The following is a 15,913-nucleotide window of genomic DNA, read 5'->3' on the forward strand; positions in this document are numbered from 1 at the left end:
CACGACCTTGGAGAGTTTTCTGGCCGAATCAGGCCGTTCGTCGGTCATATGTCAGGTCACCAGTGCCCGCTGCTTATATTCGGCGGCATCCCAGAGCCGGTTCGTCATGATGTCTGCGAGAATGCTGACCGCCTTCAACACGTCGCGTTCGCCGATATAGAGCGGCGTGAATCCAAAACGGATTGCATCCGGAGCGCGGAAATCGCCGATTACGCCGCGGGCAATCAGTGCCTGCATGATTGCATAACCTTCCCGATGCAGGAATGAGATCTGGCTGCCGCGCTTTTCCCCATTACGTGGCGAACCGAGCGTCAGCATGGGGCAACGCTTTTCCACTTCGGCCACGAAAAGATCACACAGTTTGATCGATTGCTGGCGCAGATCGGCCATGTCCACGCCTTCCCAGGCATCCAGCGCGGCATCGAGCGCGACGAGTCCGAGGATTGGCGGCGTGCCCACCCGCATTCGGTCGATGCCGCCGCCTGGCCGGTACCCGAGATCGAAGGCGAAAGGCGTCTCGTGTCCCAACCAGCCGGAAAGCGCCGGGCGTACCTTGTCCGCAAGGCGTGGCGCAACATAGATGAAGGCCGGCGCGCCCGGACCGCCGTTGAGGTATTTGTAGGTGCAGCCGACCGCAAAATCAGCATCCGCTCCCGTCAGGTCGACGGGTAGAGCGCCAGCCGAATGGGCGAGGTCCCAGACGGCGATGGCGCCTTTGTCATGTGCCTTTTTCGTCAACGACTTCATGTCATGCAGCCGACCGGTGCGGTAATCCACTTCGGTCAGCATCAGAACGCCGACGGTTTCGTCGATCGCCGCTTCCACCTCCTCCGGCTCGACGATTTTCAGTTCATGGCTCCTGCCGAGCGAGCGGATCAGGCCATCAGCCATATAGAGATCGGAGGGGAAGTTGCCGCTGTCGGAGAGAATGACCTTGCGCTCAGGCCTCAACTCAAGCGCGGAGGCGAGCGCCTGATAGACCTTGATCGATAGCGTATCACCCATGACGACCGTGCCTTCGGGTGCGCCGATCAGCCTACCGACCCGGTCGCCGACTTTGCGCGGCATCATCATCCAGCCAGCCTTGTTCCAGCCCTTGATGAGTAGCTCCCCCCATTCGTCGGTCATCAGCCTGGCGACACGTTCCTTGGCGGCAAGCGGCAGAGGTCCCAGCGAATTGCCGTCGAGATAAACGATGCCCTCCGGAAGATAGAAGAGCGAGCGGGTCTTTTCGAAATCCGTCACAGGTACACCTTATATTCGAGCCGATACAATTGCAGGCAGACTAGAAGCTGGAGCAGGGCACGCAAGATGGATTCGCATCCTGATCCGGCAAATTCGCCGCGCATTCTGAGCTTGTGGTCAGGCGGTTGCCGCCGTAACCTCACCGCATCCGGTTCCCAGACAAGGATCTGATGCCGATGGACAATCCCGTTTCCGAGACCGGGCCGTTTCCCGAAGAGCCGGGAATTCTGGAGTTCCTGAAGATCTGCGACAATTTCTATCCTCCCGATGCCGTCCATGCATCGATCGAGCAGCAGCGCACCTGGTACGACGCACTCTGCGCCCATTTTGACCGGCCTCTGCCGCATGGGCTCACCTTTGGGGACGAGATGCTGTTCGTGCCGGTTCGGCAATACCGACCGGCGGAGATCCGCACGAAGACGGTGCTGCTTTATCTGCATGGCGGCGGCTTTGTTGTCGGGTCGCTCCAGAGCCATCACGCGATCTGCACCGAGATTTCCGATTTCGCCGGGGCGGAACTCGTCTCGGTCGATTATCGCCTGGCGCCCGAGCATGTCTGGCCGGCCCAGACGGACGATTGTTTCGCGGTGCTGAAACAGCTTCTTGGTCAGGAAAGGAAGATCGTCGTGATCGGCGACAGCGCCGGCGGCAATCTTGCAGCGGGACTGGCGCTGCGCGCACGCGACGAGCGGCTTTCCGGCATTATCGGGCAAGTGTTGATCTATCCGGCGCTCGGTGGCGATCTCGTCTCAGGCTCCTATCAAGAGATGGCGCACGCCCCCGGCCTGACGACGCAGGATGTCACCTACTATCGAGCGATCCTGAAAGCGCCGGCTGACGAACCCGTGGCGCATCCGCTGCTGGAGGCCGATTTCTCCGGCCTGCCACCCGCCTATATCACTGTCGCGCATTTCGATCCGCTGTGTGACGATGGACGTCAATATGCCGAACGGCTGGCTGCGGCGGGCGTCACCGTCACCTTGCGTGAGGAGCCGCAGATGGTGCATGCTTGGCTACGTGCCCGGCATATAAGCGGCGGCGCCGGGGACGGATTCCTGGCAGTTTGTGAGGCAGTCCGGCAGCTTGCAGGGAGCGAGACATGAGCGGAGTCACCGATCTTTCCAAGCTGCTCGCCAGTCTGGAACCGACGCTCCTGGATGGGGAATTCGTCTATACGACCGTGCCACACGAAAAACTGGATGATTACCTGCCGCTGAAGCCGATCGGAATGTTCTTCGAGGCGGAGGGTCTGACGCTGATCCTGCCGAACGCGTCCGCCGTGCAGGCCGGTCTTGCGGTCAGCGCTCCACTCCGCTGCATCACCATGATGGTACATTCCTCACTGGACGCAGTCGGCATGACGGCGGCAATGGCATCGGCGCTCACCAAGGAAGGCATCAGCGCCAACGTTGTGGCAGCCTATTATCACGACCACATCTTCGTCCCGGCGGTGGATGCGGACCGAGCCGTGGCTGCGCTCAAGGCTCTTTCGTCGCCCGCTACATGAGGTCGCGGGGGATTATCTTTTCAAACGTTTTCTCAAACACCTGTTTCTTGCCGTCATAAGCAACAACCGAAGCGCTGATCAGCCAATCCTCCGCCGTGCAGGTGATCTTCGCAGTCGATATGGTTCGCACCGACCAGCCTGTCCGCTGCATGTCGCAGGTCCAGATGGCCGTGCCCCTCATCGAGAGCGGATCGTCCGGCGAGATCGACCAGACTTCCTCGCGAAGCTGGCGGGTCGAGAGGCCGGTTCCGGGATGTTCGGCAAGTCCGGTATCTTCGTGAATCAGGTAATCTGTACGGTTGGCGGAAAGATCGCGCGTGACGCTGCGCCGCGTCACGGGAGGCGTATGGGCGATATACTTCGGTAACGGATCGGGGTTGTCCGGCTCTCGCATCTGGAAGGCTTCGTGTGTGCCGAGCTTCGGCAGTGCCAAGCCCAGAGAGCCGATGTCGATCGTCAAACCTGGATCGACAGGCGGCGGCAGCACCGTCGGCCAATAGGCGGTCGAAAGCGACAGCCGGACGCGATGACCCTTGCCAAAGCGGTAGCCGCAGGCATCGAGGACGAGACGGATCGTAACCGGTTCGCCGGGTATCAACGGCTTGGGTTCGGCGTTGCCTTCGCGATGGGCGAGGTTGATGACCCCGAAGGAAACCCGTGTTGCCGTGCCATCCGGATGCACGTCGACGATGCGGGCGCAGAGATTGGTAAGTTCGGCTTCGCAACTGAGCGTCAGCGTGAGGATCGGCCGGCCAAGGTAGTCCTGCGGTTCGGCAAGCGGCGAGGTTTCAAATACGAGCGAACCGGCGTCGTCGATGCGCTGGTCGCCGGCAAGCTCGGCATCCGGTTTCAGCGTGAACCACTCGCCGGAGGCCGTGCCGATATCGAGCGGCGACTTGAGATAGACCTCATGAGCCGGCGCATGGGGGATCGGGAGACCTTCAACAAGCGTGCCGAACTGGTCGACATAAAAGCACTGCGCCTCCGGTTCGGACCATTTCTGTTTGCAAATCCAGAAGCCGGGATCGCTATCGCGGCGTGGCGCCGGCTTCGGGCCGTCAAGAATATAGGCACGCACCTGGGGCAGGGCTTCGATGCCATTTTCCTCGCCGCGCAGCCAGCGGTTCCAGAAGGCAATCGCTTCACCAAAAAAATCGGCACGCGGCTTCGGCCAGGCGAAATGCGGATATTTGTGGATCCACGGACCAATCAGTGCCCTGGATTTTTCGCCGAGCCCTTCAGCAGCAAGCAACGGCGTATTGCGGTAGCCATCGGCCCAGCCAGCAATCACCAGCGTCGGTATTTCGATAGCCGAGTAATCTTGCGAGATCGAGCCGTGCTGCCAGAAGGCGTCGCGCCGCTGATGCGACAGCCATTCCTCCATGAAGAAGGGTTCGTTATCCAGCCGCTCTATCCACATTTCCATCCAGTGATTGCCGACCAGTTCAGGATCCGGCGGGCGGGACTGGTAAGCGAGCATGGTTGCAGCCCAGGAAAGCTGGGCGGAGAGGTGGCACCCGTTCTTGTAGTGGATATCGTCGTTGTAACGGTCCGTCGTGGAGGCGATCGAAATCACCGCCTTCAAGGCCGGCGGGCGGAGGGCGGCGACCTGCAGGCTGTTGAAGCCACCCCAGGAAATACCCATCATGCCGACATTGCCGTTCGACCACGGCTGTCTTGCGATCCAGGCGATCATCTCGCAGGCGTTTGAGAGTTCCAGTTCCGTGTATTCGCCGTCGATGACACCACCGGATTCGCCCGAGCCGCGAATATCGACTCGCACGCCGGCAATGCCCGCTGCCGCGAAAACGGGATAGGTCGACTCGTCGCGTGCGCTTGTTCCGTCGCGCTTGCGGTATGGCAGGAATTCGAAGACTGCGGGCACGGGATCGGCCTCGGCCCCATCCGGCATCCAGATACGGGCGGCAAGACGCGTCCCATCCCTCAGCGTGATCCATTGGTTTTCGATGACGGAGAAGGAGCGTTCAGTCATTTGGTGTGCACTTTCAAGAACAGCGGATTCAATTCCCGGCACTTTCCATGCGCCGCGTGTCAAGTACCCGTTCCAGCCAGCCTATCTCCATTTCCGGCACGGATTTCAGGAGCAGATCGGTATAATCGTCGAAGGGCGGCGAGAGCGCCTGGGATTTGGGTCCGAAACGCACCAACCGGCCACGATGCATGACCGCGACGGAATCGGCGATTGCCCGGACGATCGCGATGTCATGGGTGATGAAGACATAGGAAAGCTTTTCCTCTTCCTGCAGTTTCATCAAGAGCTTCAATATGCCTTCCGCCACCAGCGGGTCTAGCGCGGAGGTGGGCTCGTCACAGAGAATGAGCTCCGGCTTGGCGGCCAGCGCCCGCGCGATTGCGACACGCTGTTTCTGGCCGCCGGAAAGCTCGGCCGGATAGCGGTCGATGAAACCGTTGCTCATCTCGATCTGCTCGAGCAGTTCCCTCACCCGCGCCGTTTTCGCAGCACCGCGCAGTCCGTCATAGAAGGTCAGGGGCCGGCCGATGATGTCGCGCACCGTCTGGCGCGGGTTCATTGCAGTATCCGCCATCTGATAGATGAGCTGGATGCGGCGCAGATCGTCGCGCGAGCGATTCTTCAAGGCCGGCGCCAGCGTTTTGCCATCGAAGGTGATCTTGCCTTCGCTCGGCGGAAGGAGGCCGGTGATGACACGCGCGAGCGTCGATTTGCCGGAACCGGATTCCCCGACGATCGCCAGCGTCTGGCCCTTGCAGAGATGCAGCGAAACGCCGTGCAGCACCTTGAAGCCATTGCCATATTGCGCGCTGACATTATCGACCTTCAGGAGCGGGCTTGTCTGGTCGGAGGCTTCTGCGTGTGCCGTCTGGCGAACGTTTACAAGCGCACGCGTGTAATCCTGTGTGGGTGCCTCGATGATCTGCTGGACCGAGCCGTATTCCACCGTCTTGCCATGGCGCAGGACCATGATGTCGTCGGAAATCTGCGCGACCACCGCAAGGTCGTGGGTGATGTAGAGCGCCGCTGTATGGGTTTCTTCGATCGCATGCTTGATTGCAGCCAGGACGTCGATCTGGGTTGTGACGTCGAGCGCGGTCGTCGGTTCGTCGAAGACGATCAGTTCCGGGTTCGGACAGAGCGCCATGGCCGTCATGGCGCGCTGGAGCTGGCCGCCCGAGACCTGATGCGGAAACCGGTTGCCGAAGGTTTCGGGGCTCGGCAGGCCGAGCACGCGGAAAAGGTAGAGCGCCCGTTTCCTGGCTTCTTCCTTCGTCATCAGCCCGTGCCTGACCGAGGCTTCGATCACCTGATCGCCTAGCCGATGGGCCGGGTTGAAGGCGGCGGCGGCCGATTGCGCCACGTAGCAGACGCGGGCACCGCGCACCTTACGGATGCCGGTATTGTCGAGGGGCAGAAGATCGGTGCCGTTGAGGATAACCTCGCCGCCGGTAATCTCGGCACCGCCGCGGCCGTAGGCGAGAGCGGAAAGGCCGATCGTTGACTTGCCGGCGCCGGATTCGCCGATCAGGCCGAGCACCTTGCCTTTCTGAAGGTCGAAGGAGACATCGTCGACAATCGTGATGCGCCTCGGCGGCTCGCCGGGCGGATGGCTCACCGCCTCGATCCTGAGGTTGCGGACGGACAGAAGCTCAGGCATCGCCGCGACCTCCCTTGAGGCTGGAGGTTCGTTTGAGCAACCAGTCGACGACGAGGTTGACGCAGACGGCGAGCGCGGCGATCGCCGCGCCAGGCACGAGTGCCGCCGGAATGCCGAAGATGATGCCGTCCTTGTTGTCCTTCACCATGCCGCCCCAATCCGCTGCCGGTGGCTGAATGCCGAGGCCCAGAAAGGAAAGCGTCGAGAGAAAGAGGATGGAGAAAGCGAAACGCAGGCCGAATTCGGCCAGCAGCGGCGAGAGCGTGTTCGGCAGGATCTCGCGGAAGATGATCCAGGCCGTGCCTTCGCCGCGCAGCTTGGCGGCTTCTACGAACTCCATCACCGCGACGTCCAGCGCCACAGCGCGTCCGAGGCGATAGACGCGAGTGGAATCGAGGATCGCCATGACGAGAATGAGCACAATCAGGTGCTGCGGCAGGACGGCGAGCACGACGAGTGCGAAGATCAGGGTCGGGATCGACATCATCAGGTCGTTGAAACGGGAAAATGCCGTATCGATAATGCCGCCGGATACCGCGGCTATGAAGCTTAAAAGGATCCCGAGCGAGAAGGAGATGACCGTCGCCGCGAGCGCTACGAACAGCGTGGTCCGGGCGCCGTAGATCAGTCGGGAGAGAATGTCCCGCCCGAGATTGTCCAGCCCGAAGAAGAACTGCGCATCCGCCTCCTGCCAGACGCCGCCGACCACCTCCGTCTCGCCATAGGGTGCGACCAGCGGCGCGAAAAGGGCGCAGAAAAAAGCGATGGCAATGCCGAACATGCCGATCCAGGCGGTGATGGGGATTTCTCTCAGCCTCATCGCGGATGCCTCAGGCGCGGGTTGGCGATGATCGCAAGGATATCGGCCAGCATGTTGAGGAAAATGTAGACGGCGGCAAAAATCAGCCCGCAAGCCTGCACGACGGGCATGTCACGCACGGTCACGGCATCGACCATGTATTGGCCCATCCCAGGATAGACGAAGACCACTTCCACCACGACAACGCCGACCACCAGATAGGCAAGATTCAGCGCCACGACATTGATGATCGGGGCCAGCGCGTTGGGTGCGGCGTGCCGGGCGATCGCCCGCCAGGCGGAAAGCCCCTTGAGCTCGGCGGTTTCCATATAAGCCGAGGACATGACGGAAAGGATCGCCGCCCGCGTCATACGCATCATATGGGCGAGCACCACAAGCACCAGCGTTGCGGTCGGAAGCGCAATGGCCTTGATCCGATCGAGGAAAGCCATGCCGTCGTAGACGGTGGCCGGGAAAGTCGCGACGCCGAAATTGACGGCGAAATAGAGGATCAGCAGATAGCCGATGAAGAATTCCGGCAGTGAGATCGCAGCGAGCGAGATAACGTTGATGATCTTGTCCGGCATGCGGTTGCGGAAGTGCACGGACAGCATGCCGAGCCCGACTGCGAGCGGCACTGCGATCACCGCCGCGAACCCGGCGAGAAAGAGCGAGTTGCCAAGCCGCTTGCCCACCTGTTCCGAAACCGAGTTTCTGCTTGCCCAGGACGTGCCGAAATCGCCCTGAACGGCGCCGCCAAGCCATTCGAAGTATCGGGTGACGATCGGCCGGTCGAGCCCGAGTTCGGAGCGGATATTGGCGACCGCCTGGGGTGTCGCGGACTGGCCGAGATAGGTGGTCGCGAAATCGCCGGGGAGCGCCTCGACACCGCCGAAGATCAGCACCGAGACGGCGAAGAGGAGCAGGATCGACAAAAGCATGCGCTCGATGACCAGGGCGAGAAGTGGAAACCGCTCCCTGAATCTCTGGCCGGGCAGGCTGTCTGTTTCGGTGGAGTTGGACATCGGCGAGAAGCCTCGTTCTGAAACGGAGGGAGGATCGCGGAAAGACCCGCGATGCCTCGGTCAAGCGGGGAACCGCGGCCTCAGAATTCAGGCGTCCAACCAGACGCGGGTTGCGACATAGCCATTCGACATGTCGTTGCCGATGTCGCTGACATAGCCCTTCACCTTTTTGGTCGCAGCATTCACGAAATCGTTGAACATCGGCAGGATGGTGCCGCCCTCGTCGCGCACCATCATCGCCATCTCGCGATACATGTCCTTGCGTTTGGCCTCGTCCAGCTCGCCGCGGGCGGCGATGAGGAGCTTGTCGAACTTCTCGTTCTTGAACTTCGTGTCGTTCCAGTCGGCGGTGGAAAGATAGGCGCCGGAATAGAACTGATCCTGGGTCGCGCGGCTGCCCCAATAGGAGGCGGAGAATGGCTGGACGTTCCAGACGTTCGACCAATAGCCGTCGCCCGGTTCGCGCTTGATCTCCAGCGTAATGCCGGCCTTCTTCGCGCTCTGCTGGAAGAGGACCGATGCGTCGACCGCACCGGGGAAAGCAACCTCTGAGGTGCGCAGAAGAATGGAGCCGCTATGGCCCGACTTCTTATAGTGAAAGGCTGCTTTGTCGGGATCGTATTTGCGCTGCTCGATGCCCTCGGGAAAGAGCGCATAGGTATCGTTGATCGGGAAGTCGTTGCCCACCTTGCCGTAGCCGCCGAGGATGCGCGTGACCAATTCCTCGCGGTCGATCGCATATTTCAGTGCGAGCCGCAGGTCGTTATTGTCGAACGGTGCCTTGTCGCAATGCATGATGAAGACATAGTGACCGCCGCCGGACGTCGTCAGGAGTTCGACATTGGGCGCACGCTTCAGCAGCGAGACGGTTTTCGGATCGACGCGGTTGATGAAATGCACCTGGCCGGAAGAGAGGGCGGCGATGCGGGCGGTCGCATCGTTCATGTTGATGACTTCCACCGTCTGGACAAAGCCGCGGTCGGAGCGCCAGTCGTTGGGGTTCTTTTCGAAGGTCATGCGCACGCCGGGCTCGAAGGTGGTAACCTTATAAGCCCCGGTTCCGATGCCGGCCGTCGGGTTGTCGATTCCTCCATTGGGCTGAATGACGAGATGGTAATCGGTGAAGATTGCCGGCAGGTCGGCGTTGCCGGAGTCGAGCGTGACAACCAGGTCGCCGCCCTTGTTCTCGATGTTCTTGATGGATTTCAGGACGCCTGCCGCGCCGGATTCCGTCTTGCTGTCGCTGTGACGCTTCAAAGTGGCAACCACGTCGTCCGTAGTCATCTCCTTGCCATCGTGGAACGGCACGCCCTTGCGGATCTTGAAGGTCCAGACGGTCGCATCCGGAGACGGCGACCAGGATTCGGCCAGCGACGGGATTGGTGCGCGGGTTTCCGGATGGGTCTCGACCAGCGTGTCGCCCCAGGTGCGCACAGCCATGAACATGACCTGAGACGTAGCCTTGGCGGGGTCGATCGAGTCAGTTGCAGCGCCGCCCTCAAGCCCGAGCTTGAAATGACCGCCCTTCTTTGGCTCCTGCGCGGACGCGCTCGTCGCAAAGAGATGGCTCGCTGCGGTCAACGTCATGCCAGCGGCCATGGCGCGACCCATGAATTCCCGGCGGCTCATGCCTCCCGCGGTCACGCGACCGGCGAGATGTCTAGTAAAATCGGTCATTCCCCTGTTCCTCTCTTATCTGATGCAGATTTCTGCTTTCATGCCAGGCGCCGGGCGATACGGTTTCCTCTTCCGTAACGGTTGGCGCGTCATCCTATCGATCCTGGGAAATGGTTCGGTTGCCGCCGACATATCTTCCTTTCTTCTGCAGACCCCGGCTCATGACTTGAGCTCTTTTGCCTCAGGGCTATCCTGCGTTAGATCGAAGGCCTTCTGCGAGGCTTTGGATGAATAAGGGCGCGTTTACTGCGCGGGTGGTGCCTTCGATACGACATTAATTGCCGTCGATACGACAGTTTTGGCAACCATCTATCGGTTGCGAAAAATTGACATTTGCTCAAGCAGGGAAATTTTGCTCAGATGCCCGCAATGGCATGGAAAAAGGTGCCGGTGACATTCCCGCGCCAACCGCCCGACGGACCGATTTCGTTGCCGATGCCGTCTGCAATCATGGCGAGAGGTGGGTCGGTTCCGGGGCAAAACACCCGCGCATAGTGAAACTCGTGGCCGCGTACAGTCTCGCCCTTCTGACCTATCGCGCAGGGGCCGAGCAGGCGTGCCTGCCGGTAGCCAAGGTTCATCTTTCGTTTGGCGAAACTGGTGCGATGGGAAAGCAGGCCGGTCATGGCGTGGGTCGCGCCGTCCGCGTCTTCCAGCGCCTCGCCGAGCACCATATAGCCGCCGCATTCGCCGTGAACCGGTTTCGTCTCCGCGAAGCGCTTGAGGCCTTCTCTGAAGTTTTCGGCAGCCGCCAGCCTGCCGGCATGAAGTTCCGGATAGCCACCCGGCAGCCAGCAGACGTCGCAATCGGTAGAAGGAGCCTCGTCGGCCAATGGTGAGAATGGCACCACCTCTGCGCCGGCTTCACGCCAGCCGCGCATCAGGTGTGGATAGAGAAAGGTGAAGGCAGCATCCCGCGCCAGCGCGATGCGCTGTCCGGGCGGCGGCAGCGCCTTTGCCGGCGAACCGGGAGGAATGTCGAAGGGGTTTGCCGCAGCGTAGATCGCATCGAGATCAAGTGACGCTTCCATGGCATCGGCAAGCCGTTCGATATGTGCATCCATTTCAGGATGTTCGCTCGCCTGCACGAGGCCGAGATGCCGTTCCGGCAGGATCAATGTCGGATCGCGCAGGATCGTGCCGACAACCGGCAGGCCGATAGCCTCGATCGCATCGCCGGAGAGCTTCCTGTGCCGCTCGCTGCCGGCACGGTTCAGAATGCAGGCGGCGATCTTCACCTGCGGATCGTAATGCGTGAAACCATAAGCGATGGCTGCGGCAGTCTGCGACTGGCCGGAGACGTCCAGTACCAGCAGGACCGGCAGACCGAAGAGACGGGCGAGATCGGAAGCCGCGCCGGAGCGGTTTTTCTCGCCGACGATACCGTCGAAAAGGCCCATGGCGCTTTCGATCAACAGCAGTTCCGCATCATCCGCCTGTTGCCGCGCGAGATACCGAAGGAGATCCGGCGCCATGGCCCAGCTATCGAGGTTGAGGCCGGGCACATGAGTTGCAGCCTCATGAAAGCCGGGATCGATATAATCCGGTCCCGTTTTGATGCCGCGCACTTTCACGCCACGGCGGGCAAAGGCGCGCAGCAGGCCGATCGTGACGCTGGTCTTGCCGGAACCGGAGCGCGGCGCGCCGATGATGAGTGCACGGGCAGTCATCGGTGCTGACCTGAAAGGGCTGTCTGCATCGAGACGATCCTACCGATGACGATCAAAGCCGGTGCGGCAAAGTTCTGGCGCTCGATCTCAGCCTCGACCGTGGCGAGCGTCGCGATCATCGAGCGTTCCCCCGGCATGGTGGCGGCCATCAGCACAGCCACCGGCGTTTCGGATGGCAGACCGCCCTCCATCAGCAGCTTCGCAATCGTGCCGATCGTGCTCACTCCCATATAGACGACGATCGGTTCGCCGGTTTTCGCCAGCGCTTTCCAGTCCAGGTCACCTGGGGTGCCGGCTGCATGTCCTGTAGCAAGCGTGATCGCGCGGCTGATGCCGCGCATGGTGGCGGGGATATTGGCCGCCGCCAGTGCGGCGAGCGCCGAAGTCATGCCGGGCAGGATACGGAAAGAAATGTTCTCCATGGCAAGCGCTTCCGCTTCTTCACCGCCACGCCCGAAGACGAAAGGATCGCCGCCTTTCAGACGCAACACGCGTTTTCCTTCCCGCGCGAGCTCGATGAGTTTCGTGGTGATATCGTCCTGCGCCACCGATGGTTTGCCGCCCCGTTTTCCCACAAAGATCAGATCCGCCGTTTTCGCCAGCGACAGCACGTCCTCGGAGACCAGAGCGTCGTGGACGATCACATCCGCCTTGCCGATCGCATCCGCTACTTCCAAAGTCAGGTAGCGCGGATGGCCCGGCCCGGCACCTGCGAGCCAGACATGGCCCGGCTGAAAGACGGGCGCCTCTATGATGGCCTGGATGTTTTCATTCAGATGCATATGCAAACCTTTTGCCGGCATTCGCCGGTCGGGCTATAGAAACGGCCATGGAAACGGATGGCAAGAACCTGCGCCGTGGCTGGACCACGGGAACCTGCGCGGCGGCGGCCAGCAAGGCTGCCTGCCTTGCGCTCGTTTCCGGCAGATTTCCGGACATGGTGGAGGTGACGCTGCCGGGCGGCCAGCGGCCGAGCTTCGCGTTGGCCATGGAGGAGACGGGCGAAGGTTTCGCCAAGGCCGGCATCGTCAAGGACGCCGGCGACGATCCGGACGTCACGCATGGGGCGCTCATCATGAGCACCGTGCGTCGCGGTGCTGCCGGCAGCGGCATTAGCTTCAAGGCTGGCAAAGGCGTGGGAACGGTGACGCGCCCCGGCTTGCCTCTGCCGCCAGGCGAGCCTTCTATCAATCCGGTGCCGCGCAAAATAATCGCCGAGGCGATCGCAGAGGTGGCGGGCGGCGAGACCGATTTCGAGGTGGAGATTTCGGTCGCTGATGGCGAGAAGATCGCGGAAAAGACGTTGAACGGCCGGCTCGGCATTTTGGGCGGTATCTCGATCCTCGGCACGACCGGTATCGTCATTCCCTTTTCCTGTTCGGCCTGGATCCATTCCATTTGGCGCGGCATCGATGTGGCACGGGCGGCGGGTCTCATTCATGTCGTCGGCTCCACCGGCAACACGTCGGAAAAGGCGGTGCAGGCCCATCACGACCTGCCCGAAATCGCGCTGATCGACATGGGCGATTTCGTTGGCGGCATGCTCAAATACCTGCGTGACCATCCCGTGCCGAAAGTCACCATCGCCGGCGGCGTTGCCAAGATGACCAAGCTCGCCCAAGGCATGCTCGACGTCCACTCCAAGCGCGGCCTTGCCGACCTCGAAGCTTTGGCCAAGGTCGCGGCAGAAGCCGGCGCGGCGCCCGAGCTTGTCGAGCGGATTGCGGCTGCGAATACTGTTGCCGAAGCCTTCGCACTCGCGGGCAAAAGTGGATTGCCGCTTGGCGACCGTACCGCGAATCTTGCCTGGAAAACCGCTGCCAAGGTGCTCCGCGATCCGCAGATCGCGCTGGAAATCCTGGTCTATAATCGCGAGGGCCGCTTGGTGGGCCAGGCGCCATTTACACCTTCGGATCATTCGGAATCTCTGCCTTTGTCCGTCTGAGGCCAGCCGGGCCGGAAGCGGCGTACATAGTCGGCGTTGTAAAGCTGGCTTTCGGCAAAATCCGTCGAACCAAGCCCCTTGCCGACGAAAATCAGCGCCGTGCGTTCTGCCGGTTCCTCAGCAAGTTTCGCCTTTATGTCGGCCAGCGTGCCCCGGACGATCCGTTCTTCCGGCCAGGAGGCGCGCACGACGATCGCCACCGGACAGTCCGGCCCATAAAGCGGCATCAGTTCAGCGACGATCTGGTCAAGTGCGTGGATGGCGAGATGGATCGCCAGCGTGGCGCCCGTCGCCCCGAAAGCCGCCAGTGTCTCGCCTTCCGGCATTTTCGACGCACGTCCGGAGACACGAGTCAAAACAAGGCTCTGTGTCACTTCCGGAATGGTCAGCTCGCGCCTGAGCGCTGCTGCCGCCGCAGCAAATGACGGTACGCCGGGCGTCAGCGTGTAGTCGATGCCGTGTTTTTTCAGCCGGCGGATCTGCTCGGCCACCGCGCTCCAGACGGAGAGGTCACCGGAATGCAGCCGTGCCACGTCCTTGCCTGCCTTGTGGGCCGCGACGTATTCCGCCTCGATATCATCGAGCGAGAGGGAGCCTGTGTCGACGATCCGCGCATCCTGCGGGCAATAGTCGAGCAGTTCCTTCGGCATGATCGAACCGGCATAGAGGCAGACCGGCGACCGGGCGAGAATGTCCCTGCCGCGAACGGTGATGAGGTCGGCAGCGCCTGGGCCGGCGCCGATGAAATGGACGGTCATGGATTGTCCTTCGAGCGGGCAAGCGCGCACGTGGCGCCATTGGCGATCAGCCGAGGCACGATAAGTTCCGAAGTCTCGCCGGCGAGAGCGAGGGCTGCCGCTTCGGAAAGGCTTGGTGTCGCAGTCTGCGCAAGGCTGTGTTTCGACACGGTTTTCGTTCGAGTTTCCGCTTGCTTCAGCGCGTGTTCATCAAGAATATGCATGGGCAGGCCAAGCTTGGTCGCCAGATCAACAATGCCCGGTTCATGCCGCTTGATTTCGCCGGTAGCCAGCGCCGTTACTGATTCACGTGAAATACCAGCCTCGATGCAGGCGGCATCCAGTGCGGTAAGCACAGCTTCCGCTGACGTTCCTTTCCGGCAGCCAAGTCCCGCGACGATCACCTCTGTTCTCCCGGTTTTGTCCATCGCCATTGGGTGACCGGCATGGCGGGCCGCCAGCCGGTCATGCTGCCGATCGGGGCGGCGCGCGATATCTCCATCCGGATCAGCTCGCCAGCCAGGCGGGCATGCGCGGCGAGGAGGACCGCTTCCATTTCCAATGTCACGGCGTTGGCGGCCAGCCGCCCGCCGGGTTTCAATGCATCGATGGCCGCATCGAAGACGCCCACCTCACTGCCCCCGCCGCCGATGAAGATCACATCGGGCATGGGAAGACCGGCCAGCGCGGCCGGTGCTTCACCTTCGACAATCTTAAGCCCCGGCACACCGAAGGCAGAAGCGTTTCGCTTGATGCGTGCTGCCCGTCTCGGATCGGCCTCGATCGCAATGGCTTTCAGAGAAGGATCGGCCAGCATCCATTCTATACCGATCGAGCCGGAACCGGCGCCGATGTCCCAAAGCAGCTCCCCGCGCCGGGGGGCGAGCGCCGAAAGCGTCAGCGCCCGGATTTCCCGCTTGGTGATCTGCCCGTCATGCTCGAAAAGTGCGTCATCCAAACCGGAGGCTCGTGGCAGAACGCGTGCGCCGGCTTCCGCCTTAACTTCGACCGCGACGACATTGAGAACATTGATAGCCAGCAATGCAAATTCATTTGCGGCTGCAGAGCGGATACGCTCGTCCCCTCCACCCAAAGCCTCCAGCACTGTCAGGTGTGATGGACCGAAACCCGTCTCTGTCAGGAGAGAGGCAAGTTCCACTGGCGCTTTTTCATCCGACGTCAGCGCAATAATCCGCCGGCCGGGATGCAGAAACGGTCGGATGAGGTCGAGCGGCCGGCCGTGCAGCGACACGGTTTCGATCTCCTGCAAAGGCCAGCCGAGCCGAGATGCCGCCAGCGAAAAGGACGAGGGTGTTGGATAGGTGATGAATTCTTCTGCTGGAACGTGCCGCGAAAGTGTGGCGCCGACTCCGAAAAAGAAAGGATCCCCCGATGCCAGCACACAAACGTTCTGTCCACGCAGTGCCATGACATCGCGCATTGTCGGATCGAAAGGCGCCGGCCACGTGCGCGCCTCGCCGGCGATCAAGGGTGCGGCCAATTCCAGATGCCGTTTGCCGCCGAAGACGACCGAGGCGGAAGAAACTGCGGAACGCGCACCCTCGCCGAGACCCTTCACGCCGTCCTCGCCGATGCCGACGATGGACAGCCAGCAGCTTTGGTTTAAAGCTTTACCTGCTGATTCAGGAGGCATA

14 protein-coding genes are annotated in these 15,913 nt (G+C 61.5%); 3 read left to right on the plus strand and 11 right to left on the minus strand.

Translation table 11 applies throughout. From position 1 onward, the window contains the following. Positions 1 to 51: 51 nt before the first annotated feature. Complete coding sequence (kynU, locus tag JL39_RS19195; protein ID WP_037154229.1) at positions 52 to 1,245, minus strand: kynureninase; 1,194 nt, start codon at positions 1,243 to 1,245, stop codon at positions 52 to 54. A 176-nt stretch (positions 1,246 to 1,421) separates the two neighbouring features. Here kynU and JL39_RS19200 point away from each other — a divergent pair, with 176 nt between their 5' ends. Both JL39_RS19200 and JL39_RS19205 read left to right on the plus strand, forming a co-directional pair. Continuing rightward, positions 1,422 to 2,348 (plus strand): alpha/beta hydrolase, encoded by a 927-nt coding sequence (locus tag JL39_RS19200; RefSeq protein ID WP_037154232.1) that lies wholly within the window; start codon positions 1,422 to 1,424, stop codon positions 2,346 to 2,348. After that, positions 2,345 to 2,752 (plus strand): ACT domain-containing protein, encoded by a 408-nt coding sequence (locus JL39_RS19205; protein WP_037154235.1) that lies wholly within the window; start codon positions 2,345 to 2,347, stop codon positions 2,750 to 2,752. The genes JL39_RS19200 and JL39_RS19205 overlap by 4 nt, the downstream gene beginning before the upstream one ends. Here the strand turns inward: JL39_RS19205 and JL39_RS19210 are convergent. The 7 genes from JL39_RS19210 to cobA all read right to left on the minus strand — a co-directional run bounded on the left by JL39_RS19210 (position 2,745) and on the right by cobA (position 12,358). Next, on the minus strand, positions 2,745 to 4,745 hold the full coding sequence (locus JL39_RS19210) for a CocE/NonD family hydrolase (RefSeq protein WP_037154238.1): 2,001 nt from the start codon (positions 4,743 to 4,745) through the stop codon (positions 2,745 to 2,747). The two genes, JL39_RS19205 and JL39_RS19210, sit on opposite strands and share 8 nt — an antisense overlap. A gap of 28 nt (positions 4,746 to 4,773) precedes the next feature. Further along, positions 4,774 to 6,405: an ABC transporter ATP-binding protein gene (locus tag JL39_RS19215; protein WP_037154241.1), complete on the minus strand. Its 1,632-nt coding sequence runs from the start codon at positions 6,403 to 6,405 to the stop codon at positions 4,774 to 4,776. Next, a complete protein-coding gene (locus JL39_RS19220) occupies positions 6,398 to 7,225 on the minus strand; it encodes an ABC transporter permease (RefSeq protein WP_037154243.1) in 828 nt (275 codons plus the stop codon). Before JL39_RS19220 ends, JL39_RS19215 begins: the two co-directional genes overlap by 8 nt. Next, entirely contained in the window at positions 7,222 to 8,229 is a 1,008-nt protein-coding gene (locus JL39_RS19225) for an ABC transporter permease (RefSeq protein ID WP_037154246.1), read from the minus strand. Before JL39_RS19225 ends, JL39_RS19220 begins: the two co-directional genes overlap by 4 nt. A gap of 87 nt (positions 8,230 to 8,316) precedes the next feature. Beyond that, positions 8,317 to 9,906: an ABC transporter substrate-binding protein gene (locus JL39_RS19230; RefSeq protein ID WP_037154248.1), complete on the minus strand. Its 1,590-nt coding sequence runs from the start codon at positions 9,904 to 9,906 to the stop codon at positions 8,317 to 8,319. A gap of 356 nt (positions 9,907 to 10,262) precedes the next feature. After that, positions 10,263 to 11,576: a cobyrinate a,c-diamide synthase gene (locus JL39_RS19235; protein WP_037154251.1), complete on the minus strand. Its 1,314-nt coding sequence runs from the start codon at positions 11,574 to 11,576 to the stop codon at positions 10,263 to 10,265. Then, positions 11,573 to 12,358: a uroporphyrinogen-III C-methyltransferase gene (gene cobA, locus JL39_RS19240; protein ID WP_037154254.1), complete on the minus strand. Its 786-nt coding sequence runs from the start codon at positions 12,356 to 12,358 to the stop codon at positions 11,573 to 11,575. Before cobA ends, JL39_RS19235 begins: the two co-directional genes overlap by 4 nt. A 47-nt stretch (positions 12,359 to 12,405) precedes the next feature. On the opposite strand from cobA, the gene JL39_RS19245 reads away from it, so the two are divergent. Continuing rightward, positions 12,406 to 13,521, plus strand: coding sequence for a cobalt-precorrin-5B (C(1))-methyltransferase (locus JL39_RS19245; protein ID WP_037154257.1), 1,116 nt, complete (start codon positions 12,406 to 12,408; stop codon positions 13,519 to 13,521). Here JL39_RS19245 and cobM read toward each other — a convergent pair. The 3 genes from cobM to JL39_RS19260 are packed head-to-tail and all read right to left on the minus strand — an operon-like array spanning position 13,491 to position 15,912. Beyond that, complete coding sequence (gene cobM / locus JL39_RS19250) at positions 13,491 to 14,279, minus strand: precorrin-4 C(11)-methyltransferase (RefSeq protein WP_037154260.1); 789 nt, start codon at positions 14,277 to 14,279, stop codon at positions 13,491 to 13,493. The genes JL39_RS19245 and cobM overlap by 31 nt on opposite strands. After that, entirely contained in the window at positions 14,276 to 14,662 is a 387-nt protein-coding gene (locus tag JL39_RS19255) for a cobalamin biosynthesis protein (protein WP_052182991.1), read from the minus strand. The genes cobM and JL39_RS19255 overlap by 4 nt, the downstream gene beginning before the upstream one ends. Then, complete coding sequence (locus JL39_RS19260) at positions 14,659 to 15,912, minus strand: bifunctional cobalt-precorrin-7 (C(5))-methyltransferase/cobalt-precorrin-6B (C(15))-methyltransferase (RefSeq protein ID WP_037154263.1); 1,254 nt, start codon at positions 15,910 to 15,912, stop codon at positions 14,659 to 14,661. The genes JL39_RS19255 and JL39_RS19260 overlap by 4 nt, the downstream gene beginning before the upstream one ends. Between the last annotated feature and the right edge of the window lies 1 nt (position 15,913).

It is taken from the genome of Rhizobium sp. YS-1r, assembly GCF_000757525.1.
GTDB lineage: Bacteria > Pseudomonadota > Alphaproteobacteria > Rhizobiales > Rhizobiaceae > Neorhizobium > Neorhizobium petrolearium.